The following is an 18,099-nucleotide window of genomic DNA, read 5'->3' as shown; positions in this document are numbered from 1 at the left end:
CAAATTTATAAAAATTTCGTTTAAACGAGCGCTTTTTCAACGACTTTTTGCATTTTATCGGTCATTGCGTCCCAACTCATGCCCAAAGCGCGTTTTTTGGCGTTGTTTTCGAGTTCGGAGAGGCGGTCCTTGTCGTGCAGAACGGCGGCAGCCTTCTGGCAGAACCCTTCCGGGTCGTCGTTTTCGTACAGGAGGCCAGTCACGCCGTCCACCACGGAATCCTTGAGGCCCGCGACATTGTTGCTCATCGAAATCGTGCCGCAGAGGTTCGCCTCAATGTTGTTGATGCCCCAGCCTTCCTTGAAGGATGGGTTAATAAAGAGCGACGAGCGGCTCAAGAGGTCGCGCTTTTCGTCTTCGGAGACGCGACCGAGGAACTTCACGGAATCACGCACGCCGAGCTTATCAACCAACTTTTCGAGTTCGCCACGGTAGTCTCCCCCGCCAGCGACTTCGAGCACGATACCCGGGACGAGTTCGCGAAGGCGCGGCATGGCATTGATGACAAACTGAGCGTTCTTGTACTTCATGAGGCGGCCCACGTAAGAAATCACCGGAGGGTCGGCCTTTTTCTCGGTCGGATGGAAATACTCGGTATCGATGCCCGGCTCCACCACCTCGGTCCACTTGGACTTAATGCCCATGTCGGCAATCTCGTCGGCGGTGCTCTGCGAAATGCCGAGGAATTTTTCGCCCTTGTAGAACAGCGCCACGGCGCGTTCCATGAGGTACACGTAGAGGGCGAACGGGAAAAACGCTTCGCGGAAGATGGACTTGCGGAAAAAATGCATCACCATGTGCAGGCGCTTGGTCTTGGTCCCGAGTTTGGTGAAAAACGGGATCTTATTCAAGTCCTCCACAATGAGGTCGTACTCGCCCTGGTGTTTGCGGGCATAAAAAAAGGCGGAATAGTTGAACAGGAACTTGTTGCCAATACGAATGGTACGCATGCCGTCCACCACTTCTTCGTCGGGCAAGCCATTTACTTTGTGTGCAAGGACAGTCACGTCGTAGCCGCGGGTGTTGAGGCGCTTGAAAATTTCGTGAAAATAAAGTTCGGCGCCGCCCGCTTCGGGGTTCTTGATGTCACGCCAGTTGATAAGCAAAATCTTTTTGTTTTCCACGTTACGACCTGTTCAATTTCCGCAAGTAATATACAAATTTTCAGGCACTAGGAATCCGCAAGCGAGCGCATTCTTGCAACCGCTTCCTTAAACAGTGCGGGTTCCTGCAGGAGCGAGACCACCACCCAGCCGTCTTCATCGAAGTCGAAGAAGAAACCCGGCTGCACCAGCACATGCTTTTCTTTAAGCAGGCGGAGCGTAAGTTCCTCATCGTCCTCCCCCAGGCGGATAACCGCATACCAGCCGCCGAGAACTTCGGGGCAGTACTTGGAGGGGAACGCTTCGCGGAGTGTCTGCCAGTTTTGCAAGAGGCGTTCCTTGACGCGCGATTCGTAGGCGGCGGACTGCTTGAGGAGCGCGGTACCGAGAGCCTGCGCCGGGGCAGACACGCTCAGGTAGGCGTCTTCCACGAACTCGAGGGCCGCTCGTATTGGTTCGAACTGTTCGCGCGGGGCATAGAACGCCATCCAGCCTAATTTGAGCTGCGGGGAACCCACGGCCTTGCTGAGTCCGTTCAACCAGAAAATGGGGCACCTGGGGCCGTTTTCGGGAAGGTTGATTAAGTCATTACTGCCCGCATCAAAGAAGTTCGCAGGCTCCGGCTTGCCGCCCATCAGGTATTCCCAACTGCGGCGGACCTCCGGAGAAAAACTGTAATCGCCAAAAACTTCGTCCACCACGAGAATCAAATTGTTCTCTTCGCAGAAACGGACCGCCTCGTTCCATTCCTCGCGCGAGATGCAGTGGCCCGTCGGATTATGCGGTGAGACAAGCAACAGGATTTTCGCCTTTTCCGGTGCCGCCAGCAGGCTGTCAGAATCCAAAACAAAGCGGAAACCGGTCTTTTCCCGCTTCAGCTTCAAAAAATACGGTGCGCATTCCAGATGCTCCAACTGCGCGAGCGTATCGAGCAGCGGGTAGCCCGGCATCGGCGTCAGAATCACGTCGCCCGGATCGCAGAACGTCTTGAACAGAACAGAATATGCTTCGCTCGTACTAGCAGTCAGAATAATCTGGCCTGCGGTAAAGTTACCGCCGCGTTCGCGGTAATATTCTACCACCGCCTCGCGCGCAGACTTCCAGCCCGCCGCATCCGGATTCCAGCAACCGAATTCCTTGCGCGACTCCTCCACCGCTGCATCCAAGTCAATCGGCAAGCCCGCCTTTACTGGCGAACTTACCGTCATGTCGATAAACGGGAGTGAATTCGCGCCGGCACATTCCGCGAGCACATCGGCCTTCGCGCGCTCCAGTTCGGCAAAGAACGGCGACGGCGAAAGGTCTTTAGGCAAGCGGGAAGAAAGCATAAAAACTTACTTCTTCCGACGCAGAAATTTTGCCAGCACGACCGCGATGAGAATCCCCGCAGGGAGCACGACCGCGATTGTCAACAGGATGAGTTTCTGGAAGTCGGAAAGGCCCTTGATAGACTTCTTGAAATCCTTGATCTTGGCAAGCAGCCCGGGCTTGCCTCCCGAGGTGGAGCCGTCGGCTTCCTGCCCCAAGTCCTCGGAACCGGCAAACGCCTCCCCCTTCGGAATCATGGCCATCAACTTGGCCACCGATTCCTTGACAGGCGCAACAAATCCATTCAGCTTACCACGGTACTTGTCGTAGTGGCGCTTGAAAGGGCGTGTCAGCGGTTCGAGCATGGGGCCTCCGGATTATTTCTTGTACAAGAGGTTCACGCCGCCGAAGATGGCGCGCATGTTGGCCTTGAGCGTATCGCTAGAGACGCCGCGGCCTTCGACCTCGGCTCCGTTCGCCTTCAGCTGCACGCGGCTAAGCCCGCGGCCCGCCCACAGCTTGTCCTTCTCGGGAACGACGAGCTGGCGGTATTTGACGAGTTCGACCGGCATGCCGATTTCGCGCATGAGCATGAGGGCGGCCTCGATCGGGCCTTCCGCCGTAATGGACCTCACCAGCGGTTCGCCGTCCTTCTTGAAGTGGAAAATGAAGCGGTTCTCGTCGGGAATGACCTCGATGTTGTTGAACACCAGGCGGCCGTTCACGTTCACGCGCTGCTCGCGGAACACGTCCAGCACGCGCTCGGCGCTGAGTTCGCCTTCCTTTTCGCTGCAGGCCTTCAACACCGGCTGCAGTTCGGCAGCTTCGGCGAGCGTCATCTTGTAACCGAACTTCGTGATAATCTCGTACACGGCGGTGCGGCCGCTCTGGCTCGTGAAGCTCAGGGCGTCGTTCTGGTGGCGACCGATGATGGAGTAGTCGATGGGGCGGTAGGCACCCTTCTTCATGTCCTTCGTCTTGGAGGCGCCATCCTGGTGGATGCCGCTACGGTGCACAATTGCCTCGGCGCCGATCAGCGGGGCGCGGCTGTAGATGTTGATACCGGACCACTGCGAGATGAGAATTGCCGTCTCGTAGATGCGTTCCATGTGCAGGCCGGTCTCGACGCCGGAGTTGTGCAGCGCGACCGCGACTTCGTAGAAATTCGTGTTGCCGCAGCGTTCGCCCAGGCCGTTCAGCGCGACTTCCAGCTGGGTTGCCCCCACGAAGAAGCTTTCGACCGTTGCGGCCGTCGCCATGCCCAGGTCGTTGTGGCAGTGTACCGAAATCGTGATATCCTTCGGGAGCGCCTCGTACACCTGCTTGATCTGGTTCACGTACAGCAGCGGACGGTAGCGTTCCACCGTATTCGGCAGGTTGATGGTCGTCGCACCGGCTTCAACCACAGCCTTCAGCACGTCAATCACGAAATCCATGTTCTCGAGGCAGTCACCGAAGTGCTCGGCGCTGAATTCCACGTCGCCCTTGTCGCCCACGAGCGACTTGGCAAACTTCACGCAATGAACCGCCTTCTCCTTGACCTGTTCGGGGGTCAGGTGCAGCACATGCTCCATGGAGAGCGGGCTTGTCGCGAGGAAGGTATGGATACGCGGGTGCGGTGCAAACTGCACTGCCTCCCAGCAGCGCTGGATATCGCTTTCCACACAGCGGGCCAGGCCCGAGACAACCACGCGCTTTGCCACCTCGTCGCCTTCCTCGGCCATCTTCGCGGTGAGTTGCGCCAGTTCCTTGCACGATTCAAAATCCATCTCGGACGAAGCCGGGAAGCCGACTTCGGCACCCTGCACGCCGAGCTTCAAGAGCTGCAGGTAAACGTCCTTTTTCTGGGCGTTGTTCCAGGGCTTCGGGAGCGCCTGGTTGCCGTCACGCAGGGTGACATCGTAAAAGAAAGGTTGTCTGTTCGCCATATCGGCACTTACATTGCTCATTTTTCATCTCCTTGCCGGCTTCCATGCGCCGCAAAGTTCCTTTTCCTGTTCAAAAATAGCATTTTGCCATAAAAAAGAACCCGCTTCGTCACGGAAGCGGGCCCTTTAAGTTAATTCCTATTCAAAACGAAATAGCCTAAAACCTCGCTCCGTGCGCGATGCTAAGTAGAAGTCGAAGGTTAAGGTTCTTTCTCATGCTATAGAATATACAAAGTTTCATGTGGAATGGCAAGGTCCCGGTTTCGGGATGCCCGCGACTAGCGATTCTCCCAGATACCGTTCGGGAGCTTGCCGATATCGCGAAAGTCGAGCCGAGAGCCACCCGTTGGCGAAGAAACGTCCACCAAACGCGCAAGCGGCTTGCCCGAGCGTTCAATGACGATTTCTTCGTGCTGGAGGGCCACCTGGTTCAGCAGATTGCCGAAATTCTGGCGGGCCTCCATGGCAGTGACGGTCTTTGCCATAGGTTACTTTTTGGCCGGAGCGGGAGCAGGTTCAGCCTTCGGGGCTTCGGCAGCAGGAACTGCGGCAGGGGCTGCTTCGGGAGCGGCAGCAGGAACTGCGGCGGGGGCAGCTTCAGCCGGCTGCTGCAACGCCTTGTCCTGGATTACGAGGTCCACGCGGCGGTTCTTTTGACGGCCTTCCTTGGTGCTGTTGTCGGCAATCGGCATGGTCATGCCGAGACCCGTGGCGGTCAAGCGGTTTCCGTCAATGCCCTGCTCCACCAGGAACGCCTTCACATTGTCGGCGCGCTGCTGAGAGAGCTTCATGTTGTGGTCCGCAGAACCCGTGTTGTCGGTGTTGCCTTCAATGGACACGTTAAACTGCTGGTACACCGAGAGGATGCCAGCCACCTTGGCAAGACTCGTCTTCAAGTCCTGCTTGAGGGAAGCCTTGTTCACGTCAAAGAGGATGTCGCTCATGGAGAGAATAATGCCGCGGGCGTCCTTGGTCACCTGGATCATCTTAGACTGGAGCTCGTTCAGCTTGTTCATGGCCTCGGCCTGGCGGGCTTCGGCCTTGGCGCGTTCCTCGGCGAGGGCGGCCTTTTCGGCTTCGAGCTTCTTTTGGAGGTCGGCTTCGCGTTCGCCGGCTGCCTTGAGGGCGGCTTCCTGGGCGGCTGCTTCGGCCAGGAACTTCTCCTGGTTCTGCTGCATTTCGGCCTGGAGGCGGGCTTCCTGGTCCTTCATCTTGGCCTTCTCGGCTTCAAGGTCGTTCACCTTGCCGCTGCGAGCCTGGTTGATCTGTTCCTGGATGGCCTCGATGGAACGGGCCGTGGCGGCACGCTTTTGCCAGTTTTCGGCAATGCGGTTGCGGAGGGTCTGGGATTCCGCTTGAATTTTAATCATCTGCACATAGAGGGAGCAGTTGGAAGCGAGTCCCATGGACTTTGCAGAAACCGGGTCGTCCTCGACGGCAGCCTTCAAACTAGCTGCAGTATTTTCTGCCTCGACAACGGTCATCTTGGCGTCAAGACCGTTGGCAGGAATCTTCGACTTGGCGGCATCCAGGGATTCCTTGCACATGTCGTAGAGAGACGGGATAGAAGCCGGGTCATTGGCAGGAGCGGCTTCGGGAGCAGCCTCCTGGGCAAAGGCGAAACCGGTGGCGATGGCGCCGAGAGTCAAGAAATTGACGAGTTTCATTACTTGCCCCCCTTGGTTTCCTGGTCCAAAATATTCTGGTAGAGGAGTTTGCGTTCCACGTCAGAGCGAAGTTCCTTCTCGACTTGGGCATCTTCCTTTTTAAGTTCATCACGTTCTGCAGAGAGAAGAGCAATCTTGTATTCCAGCGTACTCTTGTCGGCAGCGGCAATGGCCTTTTCTTCATCTCCATTTTCCTGGAAAGCCTTGGCGCTGTCCAAATCGGCAGCGGCGGTAGCCGTCACAGATGCATCCAGTTTGGATTCTTCGGCAAGCGTTTTGGAACCTTCCGCCTGGCCAATGGAACGTTCCACGGCCTGCTGGTTGCCGGCACAAGCCACAAGGGCAAAGGCCGTCAACCCAAAAAGCAATTTTGTAAGTTTCATTTTTACTCCTTAAATGACTACACATTTGCGCATAATCTACATCTAAACTTAAAAAAATTTATTTTTTTAGTTGTAATGAATTGTGCAAAATAATGTTTATGGAACCTGAAATCCGCTCATATACGGTTAAAAACTTTTTAACCGCCATTAAAAAGAAGCTCGAAGACACTCCGACCGTGTGGGTGCATGGAGTCATCACCCAACTCACCGAGAAGGGCAACATGGTCTATATGAGCATCGCCGATTTTAGGGAGGGAGATGTGAAACCCGAGGCGACCATCGCGCTCAGCTGCTACGCCGGACGGTTCGCCGACATTCGTCTCAAGGCTCTAGCCTGCCCCACCCCCTTTGAAATCAAGGAGCAACTCAAAGTTTGCTTTTTGCTCAAGGCCGACGTATACGTTCCGTTCGGCAAACTCCAGGGGACCATCCTCGACATTGACCCCGTCTATACGCTCGGTGAACTCGCCCTCACCAGGAGCGCCATTTTAAAACGGCTCGCCCTCGAAGGCTTGCTCGAAAAAAACAAGAAACTCCCCCTCGCCGCCATCCCCTTGCGCATAGGCCTCGTCACCGGCGAAAAGACTGCCGCCTACAAGGACTTTACCACAAAACTCGACGCGAGCCCGTTCCGCTTCAAGGTCTCTACCGCCTACGCCCGCATGCAAGGCAACGAGACCGAGGCAAGCGTAATCGCCGCCATTGAAAAACTCCTCGCCGACCCCGAAATCGACGTGATATGCATTGTGCGCGGAGGCGGCTCCAAGACCGACCTCAACTATTTTGACAGCGAAGCGCTTTGCCGCGCCGTAGCCAACTGTCCAATCCCCGTCTTTACCGGGATTGGGCACGAGATAGACAAGAGCCTGCTTGACGAAGTCGCCTACCTCTCGTGCATTACGCCCACCGACTGCGCCAAGCGACTGGTGGAACGCGTGACCGAGAGCTGGACACACACAATGGATGTCGCCAAGAGTATCGCCGACCAGACCAAGAACCTGCTGGTCGAAAGTAACCGGTACCTGACCGCTTCCGCGAACCAATTGCAGCAGGTCGTCTCGACCCGTTTGCAGCAAGAAAGAACAAAGCACACCGTCATTGCCAACACGCTCCAAAAAGACGTCCAGTTCATTGTGAAAAACGAGAACAACCGCCTGCAACGCAACCACGAGGGTCTCAAGCAAGGATCCCGAAAAATTCTGGACTTGGCAAAATCCAGGTTCGAGCTATTGGAGACTCGAGTGAAGGGCGCCGATCCACAGACCGCCCTCGCCAAGGGCTACACGTTGACCTTGGGTGCCGACGGCAAGTTCGTTCGCAACGCAGCCCAGTTAAAACCCGGGGATGTGCTCAAGACCCGGTTCCGCGATGGCGCCGTAGAATCGGTCGTGCAATAGTCTAACGGTGTTCGTTCGTAGTAGGAACCAAGTCGCGGAAAAAGGCTAGTTCCGCAAAATCATCCTTCAGCATCTCGACGCAGGCGCCAATCATGTAGAGGCTGCCCGTAATCAGGAGCGGCGAGTTGCCATCAGCATGCAACCCCGAGAGAATCTTGTCGATATACCCGCGAGAAAGTTCTTCCGCGCTCTCCACGACGCCCCCGGCTTTCGAGAGCTCGGCGCATACGTCGTCAAGTTCGCGGAACCTGGGGTACGAAGTCTTTGTGACATGCCAGTGCGAAACATGCGGGGCCATTAAGGCAAGCATCTCGCCCACGTCCTTGTCCTTGAGCGCACCGAAAAGGCAATGGAATCTTTGACCGGGATAATATTCGTCCAGGGTCTCGACAAGGCGGCGTACCGCATGGGAATTGTGAGCCCCGTCCAATATGATGCGGACACCGCCATCCAGACCGCGGAGCGTCTGCATGCGGCCCGCCCAGGAGCGCGTCTTGAGCGCCGAAAGCGCAAGCGCATCATCGTATGCGCATCGGCCGTCGCGGGCGATGAACCGCTCCGCCGCCGCAAGCGAAAGGCTCGCGTTCTCCACATAGTGGCGCCCGAGATTCGGGAGTTCGACACCGCGACGTACCTGCGGGAACTCGCAAGCGGCACCGCGGGCGTCGGTAAAAGCCTGCGCCTCGACCTTTAGCTTGTCCGAAACGCCCCCGACAATGAAAATCTTGTGAGCAACATCGCCGCCGGCATCGGCAACCGCCATTTTTTCCTTGAGAATCGCCTCTTCGGTAGGGCCCAGCACCTCGGTATGTTCAAGCCCCACGCTCGTCAACACCACAATGCCACCGCAAGCAATCGCAGTACTGTCCAGGCGCCCGCCCATGCCCGCTTCCATCGACACCACGTCCACGCCCTGCTCCGCGTAGTAGAGGAAAGCGACTAGCGTCAGCACCTCGAAAAACGTAGGTTCGATGCGTTCACGCTCCGCGGCATTTTTGACCGCGAGCAGGAGGCGTTCCAAATCGGCTTCGGGAATCGGCTTGTCGTTTACGCGGATGCGTTCGCGAAGGCTCACCAAGTGAGGACTCGTGTAAAGTCCCGTCTTGAAGCCGTGCGCCTGCAGAATGCCCGCGAGGTAGTAACTCGTGGAGCCCTTGCCGTTAGTGCCAACCACATGAATCGTCTTGAATTTTTCTTGCGGGTTTCCAAGCGCCTCGCAAAGCCTGCGCGTCGATTCGAGTCCGGGGACCATCCCGAACATCAGGCGCGACTCAAGGTATTCCATACCGGCAGTTTGCATGGGCACAAATATAGAAATCACTTCAAGTAGACGTCACCGTAATCTTTTACACGTAAGATTGCAGGCTCACGAGGCAAAGCCATATTGTTATGAAGGAAACCTCCGCGCAGGACACGCCCGTTCAAGTCGTACAGCATATACGCACTGGATTCAAGTCCCTCCGGAACAAGCAATCGACCATTTTCAACAGTAATGCGTGCTGCAAAAGCTACATGATACGGAATAGAAGTCTGCGCATTACGCTTTTTCAAGATTTCATTAAGGCTTGTCTCTTCCGACAGCCAAAAACAAGGACCAGTTTTGTAGCAATCACTTAAACAACCGGAGCCATCACCGCAATCAGTCACATACGCTTCATAGTTATGATTTTCTTCCTGCTTTGGTACAAGAGAATCCATATCAGACAGGATTGATTTCAACCTTTCACTTGAAATATCGAATAATCCGCATTCTTGAAACCGTTTGAATTCATCACTGATCACATCCATTAGCGAATGCGTTGCATCGGAAAGAATATAAAAATAGAAGTCCAAGCAATCCGATCCCTTAGAATAGTAATCAAATCCGTAACGACACCCGTCCCCGGCCTCAACTTCCTCATGCATAAAAAAAACACTGGAATCAAGAATAGAACTACATACATCATTAACACACCCACCATAATCATTCATATAAAGCCGCGCAGGCTTTCCATTAGGCAACTGTCCAAAAAAACATTTTTCATCATCAGCACCTAAGTAATTGGCAATATTTTGAGGGAAAACTATATGAATTGAGTCCTTGACAAAGACTTCTCCCCACACGCAGGCGACAAGAGCAAGCATCAACAGCATTAGCTTTTTCATAATCCAATCCTCCTTAAGGCTGCTCGTCTAACGTTTCAACAGAGAACCTATCCGATGCAAATAGGTTTATAGAAAGGACTGCCAGTATTAGAAACGAAGTTAGGCGCATTTAGTATAAATATACATACATCTTTGCAAGGACGTCAAAAAGATCATTTTCATTTTAAATCCTACATTTCCCGCAACGATTAAATAAATAATCTATATTCCCTACATACACACTACGGTTTTTATTATGAGATTATCGGCACTTCCACTGCTCCTGGCTGCGTGCTTTTCTATTGCTTTTGCGAAAGTCGACCCCGAGGCCGCCCCACAGCACTACAACTACCGCGACGCGAGCAAGCAAATGAAACGAATTTACTACGGCGACCTGCAAGAGACACTCTATTGCGGGTGCAAGTACATGGACAAAAAGCATATAGACTTCAGCAGCTGCGATTTCAAGCCGCGATACAACCCCAAGCGCAAAAGCAACAAGCGCGCCGAGAGCATTGAGTGGGAGCACATCGTGACTGCCCACAACATGGGGCACTTTTTACCCTGCTGGCAAGAGGGCGGGCGCAAGAACTGCAGCGCGAACGATACCACCTTCAAAATCATGGAAGGCGACCTGCACAACCTCTACCCCGCCATTGGCGAAGTCAACGGGGACCGCAGCAACTTTATGTACAGCCAATGGACAAACGATCCCGAGCCCATGTACGGCGGATGCAAAACGATTGTGGACTTCAAGCTCAAAAAGGCGCAGCCCCGCGAAGAAGCCCGCGGCATTATCGCCCGCGCGAGCTTTTACATGGAAAAAACGTACGGCGTAAAGCTGTCGAATCAAGACCGCAAACTCTTTGAAGCCTGGGACAAGATGTACCCCGTCACCGAAAAGGAATGCGAACGTGACCGCCGCATTTTCAAGGTGCAAGGCGACCACAACCCGTTCGTCTACGAGAAATGCCCGCATTGACGCGGGCATCTCGAAAAGCGGTAAGAATGATTACATCCAGCCGCGGTCGGACGTACCGGAAATACCGCGAATCTTAAGATCGAAGTCATCCTTGTTCGTCGCCGCATTCATGGCGGTTTCCAAGGAAATCTGACCACTCTGGTACAAGTTCAGCAAGGCCTGGTCAAAGGTCTGGCTGCGGTACTGCATGTGGCCTTCGGCAATGGCGTGTTCCACCATCTCGAGTTTATCCTTGTCGCGAATATACTCTTTGATGGCGGCGGTGTTCACGAGCACTTCGGCTGCAGGGACTCGGCCCTGGCCATCGGCGGTCGGCAACAAGCGTAGCGAAATGATGCCCGCCAAGACTTCGGCCAAAAGCAAACGGATTTCGTCGTGCTGGTGCGGCGGGTACATGGAAAGCACACGCTGGATAGTTTCGGTAGCGTTCGTCGTATGGATAGTCGCGAACACCATGTGGCCCGTATCGGCAGCGGTAAGCGCAATCTGCATCGTCTCAAGGTCACGGATTTCGCCCACGAGGAGCACGTCCGGGTCCTGACGGAGAGCGGCACGCAGGGCGTTCGCATACGAAAGCGTATCCACGCCGATTTCGCGCTGCGAAATGATGGCTTTCTCGTCCCTGTAAAGGTATTCGATAGGGTCTTCAACGGTAATGATGTTGACGGCTTCCTTGTGATTGATATAGTCAAGCATCGAAGCCAGCGTTGTTGACTTGCCGGAGCCCGTCGTTCCCGTCACCAACACTAGACCACGACGTGAAAGCGCCATGTCGCGAATGACTTCGGGCAAATGAAGTTCTTCAAAGGCGGGGATTCGCGCCTTGATGTGACGAATCACCACAGCGATGGTGCCGCGCTGACGGAACACGTTCACACGGAAACGGCCCATATCGCGGGCGCCCACAGCAAAGTCGCATTCCTTATTTTGTTCAAAACGATTCTTTTGGTCGCGATTCATAATGTCGTCCAAAAAGGAGTCCATCATGTTCGCGTCCACACGCGTGTCAAAGAGCTTTACCAGGGAGCCGTTAATACGGTAAATGGGCGGCACGCCGGTACGAATGTGCAAGTCGGAAGCCTTGTTCTCGACCATGGCGCGGAGGAGTTGTTCAATTCTCAAATCAGCCATTGGCGTTGTCTCCGAACTTTTCGCGGTAAGCCTTTTCAATTTCTTGGAGTCGGCTTGCTATTTCGGCATTGTCGGGTTCCTTACGGGCAAGGTCCTCGTAAATGTCCAAAGCCTTGCCGTACAAGCCCTGTTCAAAGTAGATCTCGGCAAGAGTCTTGGTGTTCAGGCTCTCGTCCAAATCGGTGGCACCGCGTTCGAGCGGAGCCGACGGATCCTTGATGAGTCCACTGGAGACTTCGTCGTCGGAGTCACCGGACATCAAAAAATCGACGCCCTTGTTGTTCTCGGTCTTTTCTTCGGGGAGCGAATCGTCGTCCGTCTGGAACAAACCCTTGAACGCACCGTCAATTTCATTTTCAAGCGATTCGGTTTCTACTGCGGCCGGGACTTCGGCAACAGGCGCTGCAGGAGCTTCGGCAACGTTCTCTGCCGGAGTTTCATCGGCAGCCGAATCTTCGCCAAACAAGCTGTTGAACGACTTGTCGAGGTCCGCTTCAAGCGAAGCGTCCGTCGCGGGAGCCTCCTCTAGAGCGGCACCCGTGTCTTCTTGGGATGGAGCAGGAACTTCGTTCGCGGATTCCTTTTTTGCCTCAGGCAAATCCAGGTCATCGTCATCTTCGCCAAAGATGCTGGCAAAGGCGCCACCCATTTCCTTCTCAAATTCTTTGGCTTCATCCTTGGCCGTTTCTGCAGTGGGCATTTCCAGCTCGTCCTCGGCAGAGGTCACCTGTTCCACAAGGGATTCCTTGGGTTCTTCCTCAACGGGGGTTGCGCTTTCAGCAGGCTTTTCTTCGGGCAGGTCGTCGTCATCGGAGCCAAACAAAGCATCCAGTGCGCTATCTACACTAATTGCACGGTCTTCGTCAGCCGGAGCAGGTTCTTCCGCAACCGGTTCAGCGGGAGCCGTCTCCGCGGCGGAGTCGTCAAAGAAATCGTTCCCCGTAACCTGCAGGGATTCTTCGGGAAGCGAATCTTCAGCAGAAGGTTCTTCGACAGTTTCTTCCTGTACGGCAGCGTCTTCGGCAGGAGTCTCGGCAGACAATTCCATGTCACGGTCCGCGGACTTTTCAAACAGGCCATCGGCATCGGCACTCTTGTCGAACATCGAGGAGGAATCTTCAATCGAAAGGTCGGCATCAGCGCTCTTGTCAAAGAGGGAATCCTCGGTAGCGGACTTCTCGAACATCGAGGACGATTCCTCGGGTGCAGGTTCTTCCGCAAGCTTCTGTTCAACTTCGCCCTGCGGTTTCTCTTCGGGGAGTTCGTCCTCGCCAAAGATGGAATCAAAGGCGCTGTCCACACTCTGCGGTTTCTCTTCGGGCAATTCATCTTCGCCAAAGATGGAATCGAAGGCGCTGTCCACGCTCTGCGGTTTTTCTTCGGGGAGTTCGTCCTCGCCAAAGATGGAATCGAAAGCGTTATCCACGCTCTGCGGTTTATCCTCTTCAATCGATTCAGAAACTTGTTCATCCTGCACCGGGGCGGCCTCGGCAGGAGCCGGTTCATCGTCCAACGACACCGGCAAGTCCAACTTGGCAAACGGGGATGCCGGGGCTTCCGGTTCCACATCGTCTTCGACACCGAACATGTTGGAAAGAGCCGAGCCCACATCGCTGCCAGAGACTTCGTCGTCGGCAGGGAACACTTCGGGGGCGGACGGTTCGTCCTTAGCCATTTCGGCCATGGCGGTATCCAAGGAAGCCTGCAGAGAATCCATAGCTGCTTCTTCACCCGAATCTACATTCGGAAGCAAGGCGGAGAGGGCGGCAAACGGGTCGTCCTCTGCAGGAGCGTTGTCCGTCGGAGTCAAATTCAGTTCGCCCTCGGCAGCCGGTTCGGCATTTTCGCCCACTCCTGCCGGTGCAGATTCCGCACCTTCCACAGCCGGACTGGCTTCGGCGGAAGTACCCACATCGGGCATGGAGAAGTCCACATCGTTCATCTCGAGACCGGCGGCGGCAGCAACGCCCGCGGCGGCAGCGGCTTCTTCGACCACGTTCTCGTATTCTTCCTTCCAGAAGGGGTCAAGCGGGTCCATATCGTGTACACGGCGATAGCACTTGTTGCGTTCGTTCTCGTTGCCCAGCTGTTCATAGGCATCACCCATGCGCTTTTGTGCCGAAAGGCAGAACGGGTCGAACTTCAAAACTTTTTCACATTCGGCAATGCAGCCCTCGAAGTCACCCTTCTGGAACAGAATCATGGAGCGGACGAGCATCGCCGGAACGTCGCTCGGGTACATGGTAAGACCACCGTCCACACGCTGGAGCGAGGTGTCCAGGTCACCGGACTCGCGTTCCAAGTCGGCAAGCCAAGCGAACGCCTGGGACTTGGCCTTCTTTTTACCAATGCTCTTTTTCAAGGATTCCAACTGTGTAGCAGCCATTTACGCCCCCACGGGAAGAGAGATTGCTTCGTCAGACAAAAGTACAGGGATGCCCTCGCGAATTGGGTAGACTCGGCTACCGTCTTCGGAGACAAGGGCTTCTTCCAAAGTTTCAGAAATCTTTTCGCCAGCCACGTTCTTGAGCGTACCAGCGGAGATGGCCTTGTTGAGGGATGCCAGGCAGGCATCGTCAGCCAATTTCAACGCCCCACGAGTCTCGGGGCAGCAGAGGATATCCAAAAGATTAGTATCGAACATAAGACCTTTATAATCAACCACTTAGGACGGTAGAGACCGCCCTATTTACATGGTAAAAATAACTCTATTTCAAAGAAAGGGAAAAGGAATTATCCCAATTAATGCAGATATTTAAGGTCAACAAGGGCAAAATTGCCGTTTTTACCATTTCCAATGAGCAAAAACACCTTCAATTGCAGCTTTTGGAGCCAATCCAAGTCAAAAGGTTCGCGGTAACCCGAGAAATTGGACACGACCAGGAGTTCGCGGCAACCCGTACGATTGCAGATGCTTTCCATGTCCGAAAGGGGCCCGAGCAGGTGCTTGCGGTTCTCTTCGGAGAGTTTTTCGGGCTCGCCGCTCACACAGCCGAGAATCTCGATGCCGGGAATCACGTTGTAGCTGTCAAACCAGTTGTTGAGCGAATCCTCGCGGCCGCCAAGCAAGATGGAGCGGTGACGCTTTTTCGCGAAGATGCGATAAAAATAGTTTATCCAAAATGCAATACGGCGCCAGGCCAAAAGCGCTAGCGGGATAAAGAGGCTAGAGCAAACGACATAGACGCACCACCCAATACTGGTATAGATCCTAGACCAGTCTCCTGGGTCATAAGAAACCTGAGCAAAATAACGGAACGCCTCATACCCTCCCACCGCAACAAGGTTTAGTGGCACAAGGTACCGCAAGAACTTTTCGCCCTTGAGACTAGAACGAGCATATTCACCAAGGAACGTCAAGAGCACGACATTCACCAAGGCGACAATTCCCACAAGCCACCAGTCTTCAAACGTCGTTGTTACCCCTATGGATTCCTTAATGGGGGTAAAAAGGTGTCCATCGTTGCCTAAGCCGGGCAACAATACGAGAGCCCATACAGCAATCACGCCCAAGTCGAGGAATATTTTCCAAAACTGAGGAATTACGCGGGAAAACACGCCAAGACATGCGGCAAGGACAATGCCGAAGGAAACTAAAAAATTAGGGACAAAGTAAAGGTCCTTGTGCTTTTTCACAAAAATGAGCATCGCCTGGTAAAAGTCGACATACGACTTCCAACGGCGGGTGCGGCAACTTTGCCCTTTAAAGTGCAAAATGTTCGTCACCGGCGTATAGTAGTTCTTGAGACCCATCAACTTGGTGCGGAAACACAGGTCCAAGTCCTCGCCGTACATAAAGAAGTCTTCGTCAAAGCCGTTCAACTGCTCGTACACATCGCGGCGTATGCAAAAGAACGAACCACTGATGGCATCGACCTCGATCATCTCGTCCGGGTCAGCAAACGTCATGTTGTACGAAGCAAGAGTCTTGTTCTTGGGGAATAGAGCCGCCAAACCGATAGTTTTGGACACTGCCGAAATGATGGTCGGGAACGAACGACGGCACGCCCACTGGATGGAGCCGTCCTCGTTTAAAATGCGACATCCCACCGTTCCCGCCTCCGGGTGCTCGTGCATGAACTTGAGCATTTCGCGGAAGGAATCACGAGAAATCACGGTGTCGGGATTGATGAAGAACAAGTAAGGCTTGGTCGCCTCTTTTTCGGCAAGGTTACAGCCCTTGCCAAATCCGAGATTCACTTCGGAATCGAGCCAAAGGACCTCGGGGAAAAACTTCTTGATTTCGGGGAGAATCGGTTCCGTGGAACCGTTGTCCAAAACAATAATCTGGGAATCGATGCCCTCGCAAGCGTCGCGAACCGACTTGAGGCAAGCCGGAATAAAGTCGCACGAATTGTAGGCGACAATGACAATGGAACAAGAATATTCCGGGGAAGTCATTAGGCGAGACCCAGGCGGAGTTTGAGAACCAGGAAGAACGCTTCCGAAATAATGCCCCCGCTCATCTTGGATGTGCCACGGGTGCGGTCGGTAAACACGATGGGGATTTCCTTTACATTAAAGCCCTTCTTCCAAATCTTGAAAGTCGTCTCGATCTGGAAGCAATAGCCGTCACTCTTCATCTTGTCCAAGTTCAATGCCTGCAGCGCCTCACGACGGAAACACTTGAAACCACCCGTAGCATCGCTAATCGGGAGGCGTGTGACCATACGGGTATACACGTTGGCGCCATAGCTCAAAATAAGGCGGCGCAAATCCCAGTTCACTACACTAATACGGTTGTTCAGGTAACGACTGCCCAAGACCAAGTCGGCCTCCTCGGCAGCTTCCAAAAAGCGGGTCAAATCGGTCGGAGCATGGCTAAAGTCGGCGTCCATTTCAAAAACGCGTTCGTAGTCCCTTTCGAGAGCCCACTTGAAACCCGTCACGTAGGCGGAGCCCAGCCCCATCTTGCCCTTACGACGGAGCAAGTGGATTCGGGGATTCTTGTCGACCTCAGCCTGGACCATATCGCCAGTACCATCCGGGGATCCGTCATCGACAACAAGAATCTCCAGGCACTCATTCTGTTCCAAAATAGCGGACATGATGAGCAAGATATTCTCTTTCTCGTTGTAGGTCGGGATAATCACCAAGCTCTTAGGAAACGACATAACATTCTCCAGCATTTATTCCATTAATCTACAAATCATTCTTCGCCAAAAGTATCGGCAATTGGGTAAGTTCGCCTTTTATTGCCGTTCATCATCTCGGCAAGCAGGCCAAGCGAAAAGAACTGGACACTCATCACCAGGGAGAATCCGCCGGCAAGCAAAAGCGGACGCACATGCATGGCTCCCGTTTGGAACCACTCGTAGCCAAAGTAACCACAAATGCCAAGGCCGGCCAGCATGAACACCAGGCCGATGAGGCCAAAGAAATGGAGCGGTTTGGTCGAAAAGCTGCGCATGAACAAGAGCGAGACCAAGTCCAGGAACCCAGAGACAAGGCGGGAGATGCCGTACTTGGAGACGCCGTGAACGCGGGCACGATGCGCCACAGGCATCTCGGTGATGCGGAAGCCCTGCCACTTGGCCATCACCGGGATAAAGCGGTGGTAATCGCCGTAAAGCTCAATGTAACGGACCACAGAATGGCGATACGCTTTGATGCCGCAGTTAAAGTCGTGCAGGCGCTTGCCGCAGACCATGGACACCGTCAAGTTGAAGAGCTTGGAAGGCATGGTTTTGTGCCACGGATCCAGGCGGTGCTTTTTCCAGCCCGAGACCAGGTCGTAGCCCTCTTCCAAAATCGCGACCATCTTGGGGATTTCAAGCGGGTCATCTTGCAAGTCGCCGTCGAGCGTCGCCACGTACTTGCCCTTGGCCTTCGAAAAACCAAGTGCGAGGGCGTCGGCCTTGCCGCAGTTGAACTGGAACCGGTAACCATGCATAAAGGGATATTCCTTGGAAAGGTTCTCAAGAACTTCCCAAGTGTTGTCGCGGCTGCCGTCATCGACCACAATGACCTCGTACTCCCAGCCCGTGGGAGCCATGGCAGCCACAATCTCTTTTAGCAGGTCAGGAAGATTTTCGCTTTCTTCCTTGACCGGGATGACCATACTTAAATCCATCAG

17 protein-coding genes are annotated in these 18,099 nt (G+C 54.3%); 2 read left to right on the top strand and 15 right to left on the bottom strand.

What is annotated here, in order from left to right:
• Positions 1–20: 20 nt before the first annotated feature.
• The 7 genes from BUB55_RS02300 to BUB55_RS02270 form a co-directional block, all read right to left on the bottom strand.
• The gene (locus tag BUB55_RS02300) at positions 21–1,124 is read right to left on the bottom strand and encodes a glycosyltransferase family 4 protein (protein WP_073187866.1); all 1,104 of its coding nucleotides are present in this window, start codon (positions 1,122–1,124) and stop codon (positions 21–23) included.
• A 47-nt stretch (positions 1,125–1,171) separates the two neighbouring features.
• The gene (locus BUB55_RS02295) at positions 1,172–2,431 is read right to left on the bottom strand and encodes a pyridoxal phosphate-dependent aminotransferase (protein WP_073187864.1); all 1,260 of its coding nucleotides are present in this window, start codon (positions 2,429–2,431) and stop codon (positions 1,172–1,174) included.
• Between the two features lie 6 nt (positions 2,432–2,437).
• A complete protein-coding gene (locus tag BUB55_RS02290; RefSeq protein WP_073187862.1) occupies positions 2,438–2,776 on the bottom strand; it encodes a hypothetical protein in 339 nt (112 codons plus the stop codon).
• A 12-nt stretch (positions 2,777–2,788) separates the two neighbouring features.
• Entirely contained in the window at positions 2,789–4,360 is a 1,572-nt protein-coding gene (gene leuA2 / locus BUB55_RS02285) for a 2-isopropylmalate synthase LeuA2 (RefSeq protein ID WP_234971765.1), read from the bottom strand.
• A 257-nt stretch (positions 4,361–4,617) separates the two neighbouring features.
• Positions 4,618–4,824 carry a type II toxin-antitoxin system Phd/YefM family antitoxin gene (locus tag BUB55_RS02280; RefSeq protein WP_073187859.1) on the bottom strand — a complete coding sequence of 69 codons (207 nt, stop codon included), beginning with the start codon at positions 4,822–4,824 and terminating at the stop codon, positions 4,618–4,620.
• A gap of 3 nt (positions 4,825–4,827) precedes the next feature.
• A complete protein-coding gene (locus BUB55_RS02275) occupies positions 4,828–6,006 on the bottom strand; it encodes an OmpA family protein (protein WP_073187857.1) in 1,179 nt (392 codons plus the stop codon).
• Positions 6,006–6,389 carry a hypothetical protein gene (locus BUB55_RS02270; protein ID WP_073187855.1) on the bottom strand — a complete coding sequence of 128 codons (384 nt, stop codon included), beginning with the start codon at positions 6,387–6,389 and terminating at the stop codon, positions 6,006–6,008. The genes BUB55_RS02275 and BUB55_RS02270 overlap by 1 nt, the downstream gene beginning before the upstream one ends.
• Positions 6,390–6,487: 98 nt before the next feature.
• Here BUB55_RS02270 and xseA point away from each other — a divergent pair, with 98 nt between their 5' ends.
• Positions 6,488–7,786 carry an exodeoxyribonuclease VII large subunit gene (gene xseA / locus BUB55_RS02265; protein ID WP_073187982.1) on the top strand — a complete coding sequence of 433 codons (1,299 nt, stop codon included), beginning with the start codon at positions 6,488–6,490 and terminating at the stop codon, positions 7,784–7,786.
• Position 7,787: 1 nt separating this feature from the next.
• Here xseA and BUB55_RS02260 read toward each other — a convergent pair whose 3' ends face one another.
• The gene (locus BUB55_RS02260) at positions 7,788–9,086 is read right to left on the bottom strand and encodes a bifunctional folylpolyglutamate synthase/dihydrofolate synthase (protein WP_073187980.1); all 1,299 of its coding nucleotides are present in this window, start codon (positions 9,084–9,086) and stop codon (positions 7,788–7,790) included.
• Between the two features lie 17 nt (positions 9,087–9,103).
• A complete protein-coding gene (locus tag BUB55_RS02255; protein ID WP_143152865.1) occupies positions 9,104–9,931 on the bottom strand; it encodes a hypothetical protein in 828 nt (275 codons plus the stop codon).
• Positions 9,932–10,166: 235 nt separating this feature from the next.
• On the opposite strand from BUB55_RS02255, the gene BUB55_RS02250 reads away from it, so the two are divergent.
• Positions 10,167–10,892: an endonuclease gene (locus BUB55_RS02250; protein WP_073187852.1), complete on the top strand. Its 726-nt coding sequence runs from the start codon at positions 10,167–10,169 to the stop codon at positions 10,890–10,892.
• 30 nt (positions 10,893–10,922) lie between these two features.
• Here the strand turns inward: BUB55_RS02250 and BUB55_RS02245 are convergent, their stop codons facing one another.
• The 6 genes from BUB55_RS02245 to BUB55_RS02220 all read right to left on the bottom strand — a co-directional run bounded on the left by BUB55_RS02245 (position 10,923) and on the right by BUB55_RS02220 (position 18,096).
• A complete protein-coding gene (locus BUB55_RS02245; protein WP_073187850.1) occupies positions 10,923–12,023 on the bottom strand; it encodes a type IV pilus twitching motility protein PilT in 1,101 nt (366 codons plus the stop codon).
• The gene (locus BUB55_RS02240; RefSeq protein WP_073187848.1) at positions 12,016–14,409 is read right to left on the bottom strand and encodes a hypothetical protein; all 2,394 of its coding nucleotides are present in this window, start codon (positions 14,407–14,409) and stop codon (positions 12,016–12,018) included. Before BUB55_RS02240 ends, BUB55_RS02245 begins: the two co-directional genes overlap by 8 nt.
• A complete protein-coding gene (locus tag BUB55_RS02235; RefSeq protein ID WP_073187846.1) occupies positions 14,410–14,667 on the bottom strand; it encodes a Trm112 family protein in 258 nt (85 codons plus the stop codon).
• A 98-nt stretch (positions 14,668–14,765) separates the two neighbouring features.
• Positions 14,766–16,424: a glycosyltransferase family 2 protein gene (locus BUB55_RS02230; protein ID WP_073187844.1), complete on the bottom strand. Its 1,659-nt coding sequence runs from the start codon at positions 16,422–16,424 to the stop codon at positions 14,766–14,768.
• Positions 16,424–17,137: a polyprenol monophosphomannose synthase gene (locus tag BUB55_RS02225; protein ID WP_073187978.1), complete on the bottom strand. Its 714-nt coding sequence runs from the start codon at positions 17,135–17,137 to the stop codon at positions 16,424–16,426. Before BUB55_RS02225 ends, BUB55_RS02230 begins: the two co-directional genes overlap by 1 nt.
• Positions 17,138–17,172: 35 nt before the next feature.
• Entirely contained in the window at positions 17,173–18,096 is a 924-nt protein-coding gene (locus BUB55_RS02220; RefSeq protein ID WP_073187842.1) for a glycosyltransferase family 2 protein, read from the bottom strand.
• Between the last annotated feature and the right edge of the window lie 3 nt (positions 18,097–18,099).

This window comes from Fibrobacter sp. UWP2, assembly GCF_900141705.1.
In the GTDB taxonomy this organism is placed as follows: Bacteria; Fibrobacterota; Fibrobacteria; order Fibrobacterales; family Fibrobacteraceae; genus Fibrobacter.
The sequence above is the reverse complement of the archived record's forward strand: the minus strand, read 5'-3'. Positions and strand labels throughout refer to the sequence as shown.

Bases quoted from the DNA above. Each gene is read 5' to 3' on its own strand.
- BUB55_RS02220 (WP_073187842.1), bottom strand. From the start codon at position 18,096: ATGGATTTAAGTATGGTCATCCCGGTCAAGGAAGAAAGCGAAAATCTT.
- BUB55_RS02290 (WP_073187862.1), bottom strand. From the start codon at position 2,776: ATGCTCGAACCGCTGACACGCCCTTTCAAGCGCCACTACGACAAGTAC.
- xseA (WP_073187982.1), top strand. From the start codon at position 6,488: ATGGAACCTGAAATCCGCTCATATACGGTTAAAAACTTTTTAACCGCC.
- BUB55_RS02280 (WP_073187859.1), bottom strand. From the start codon at position 4,824: ATGGCAAAGACCGTCACTGCCATGGAGGCCCGCCAGAATTTCGGCAAT.
- BUB55_RS02240 (WP_073187848.1), bottom strand. From the start codon at position 14,409: ATGGCTGCTACACAGTTGGAATCCTTGAAAAAGAGCATTGGTAAAAAG.
- leuA2 (WP_234971765.1), bottom strand. From the start codon at position 4,360: ATGAGCAATGTAAGTGCCGATATGGCGAACAGACAACCTTTCTTTTAC.
- BUB55_RS02225 (WP_073187978.1), bottom strand. From the start codon at position 17,137: ATGTCGTTTCCTAAGAGCTTGGTGATTATCCCGACCTACAACGAGAAA.
- BUB55_RS02260 (WP_073187980.1), bottom strand. From the start codon at position 9,086: ATGCAAACTGCCGGTATGGAATACCTTGAGTCGCGCCTGATGTTCGGG.
- BUB55_RS02245 (WP_073187850.1), bottom strand. From the start codon at position 12,023: ATGGCTGATTTGAGAATTGAACAACTCCTCCGCGCCATGGTCGAGAAC.
- BUB55_RS02235 (WP_073187846.1), bottom strand. From the start codon at position 14,667: ATGTTCGATACTAATCTTTTGGATATCCTCTGCTGCCCCGAGACTCGT.
- BUB55_RS02230 (WP_073187844.1), bottom strand. From the start codon at position 16,424: ATGACTTCCCCGGAATATTCTTGTTCCATTGTCATTGTCGCCTACAAT.
- BUB55_RS02270 (WP_073187855.1), bottom strand. From the start codon at position 6,389: ATGAAACTTACAAAATTGCTTTTTGGGTTGACGGCCTTTGCCCTTGTG.
- BUB55_RS02250 (WP_073187852.1), top strand. From the start codon at position 10,167: ATGAGATTATCGGCACTTCCACTGCTCCTGGCTGCGTGCTTTTCTATT.
- BUB55_RS02275 (WP_073187857.1), bottom strand. From the start codon at position 6,006: ATGAAACTCGTCAATTTCTTGACTCTCGGCGCCATCGCCACCGGTTTC.
- BUB55_RS02255 (WP_143152865.1), bottom strand. From the start codon at position 9,931: ATGAAAAAGCTAATGCTGTTGATGCTTGCTCTTGTCGCCTGCGTGTGG.
- BUB55_RS02295 (WP_073187864.1), bottom strand. From the start codon at position 2,431: ATGCTTTCTTCCCGCTTGCCTAAAGACCTTTCGCCGTCGCCGTTCTTT.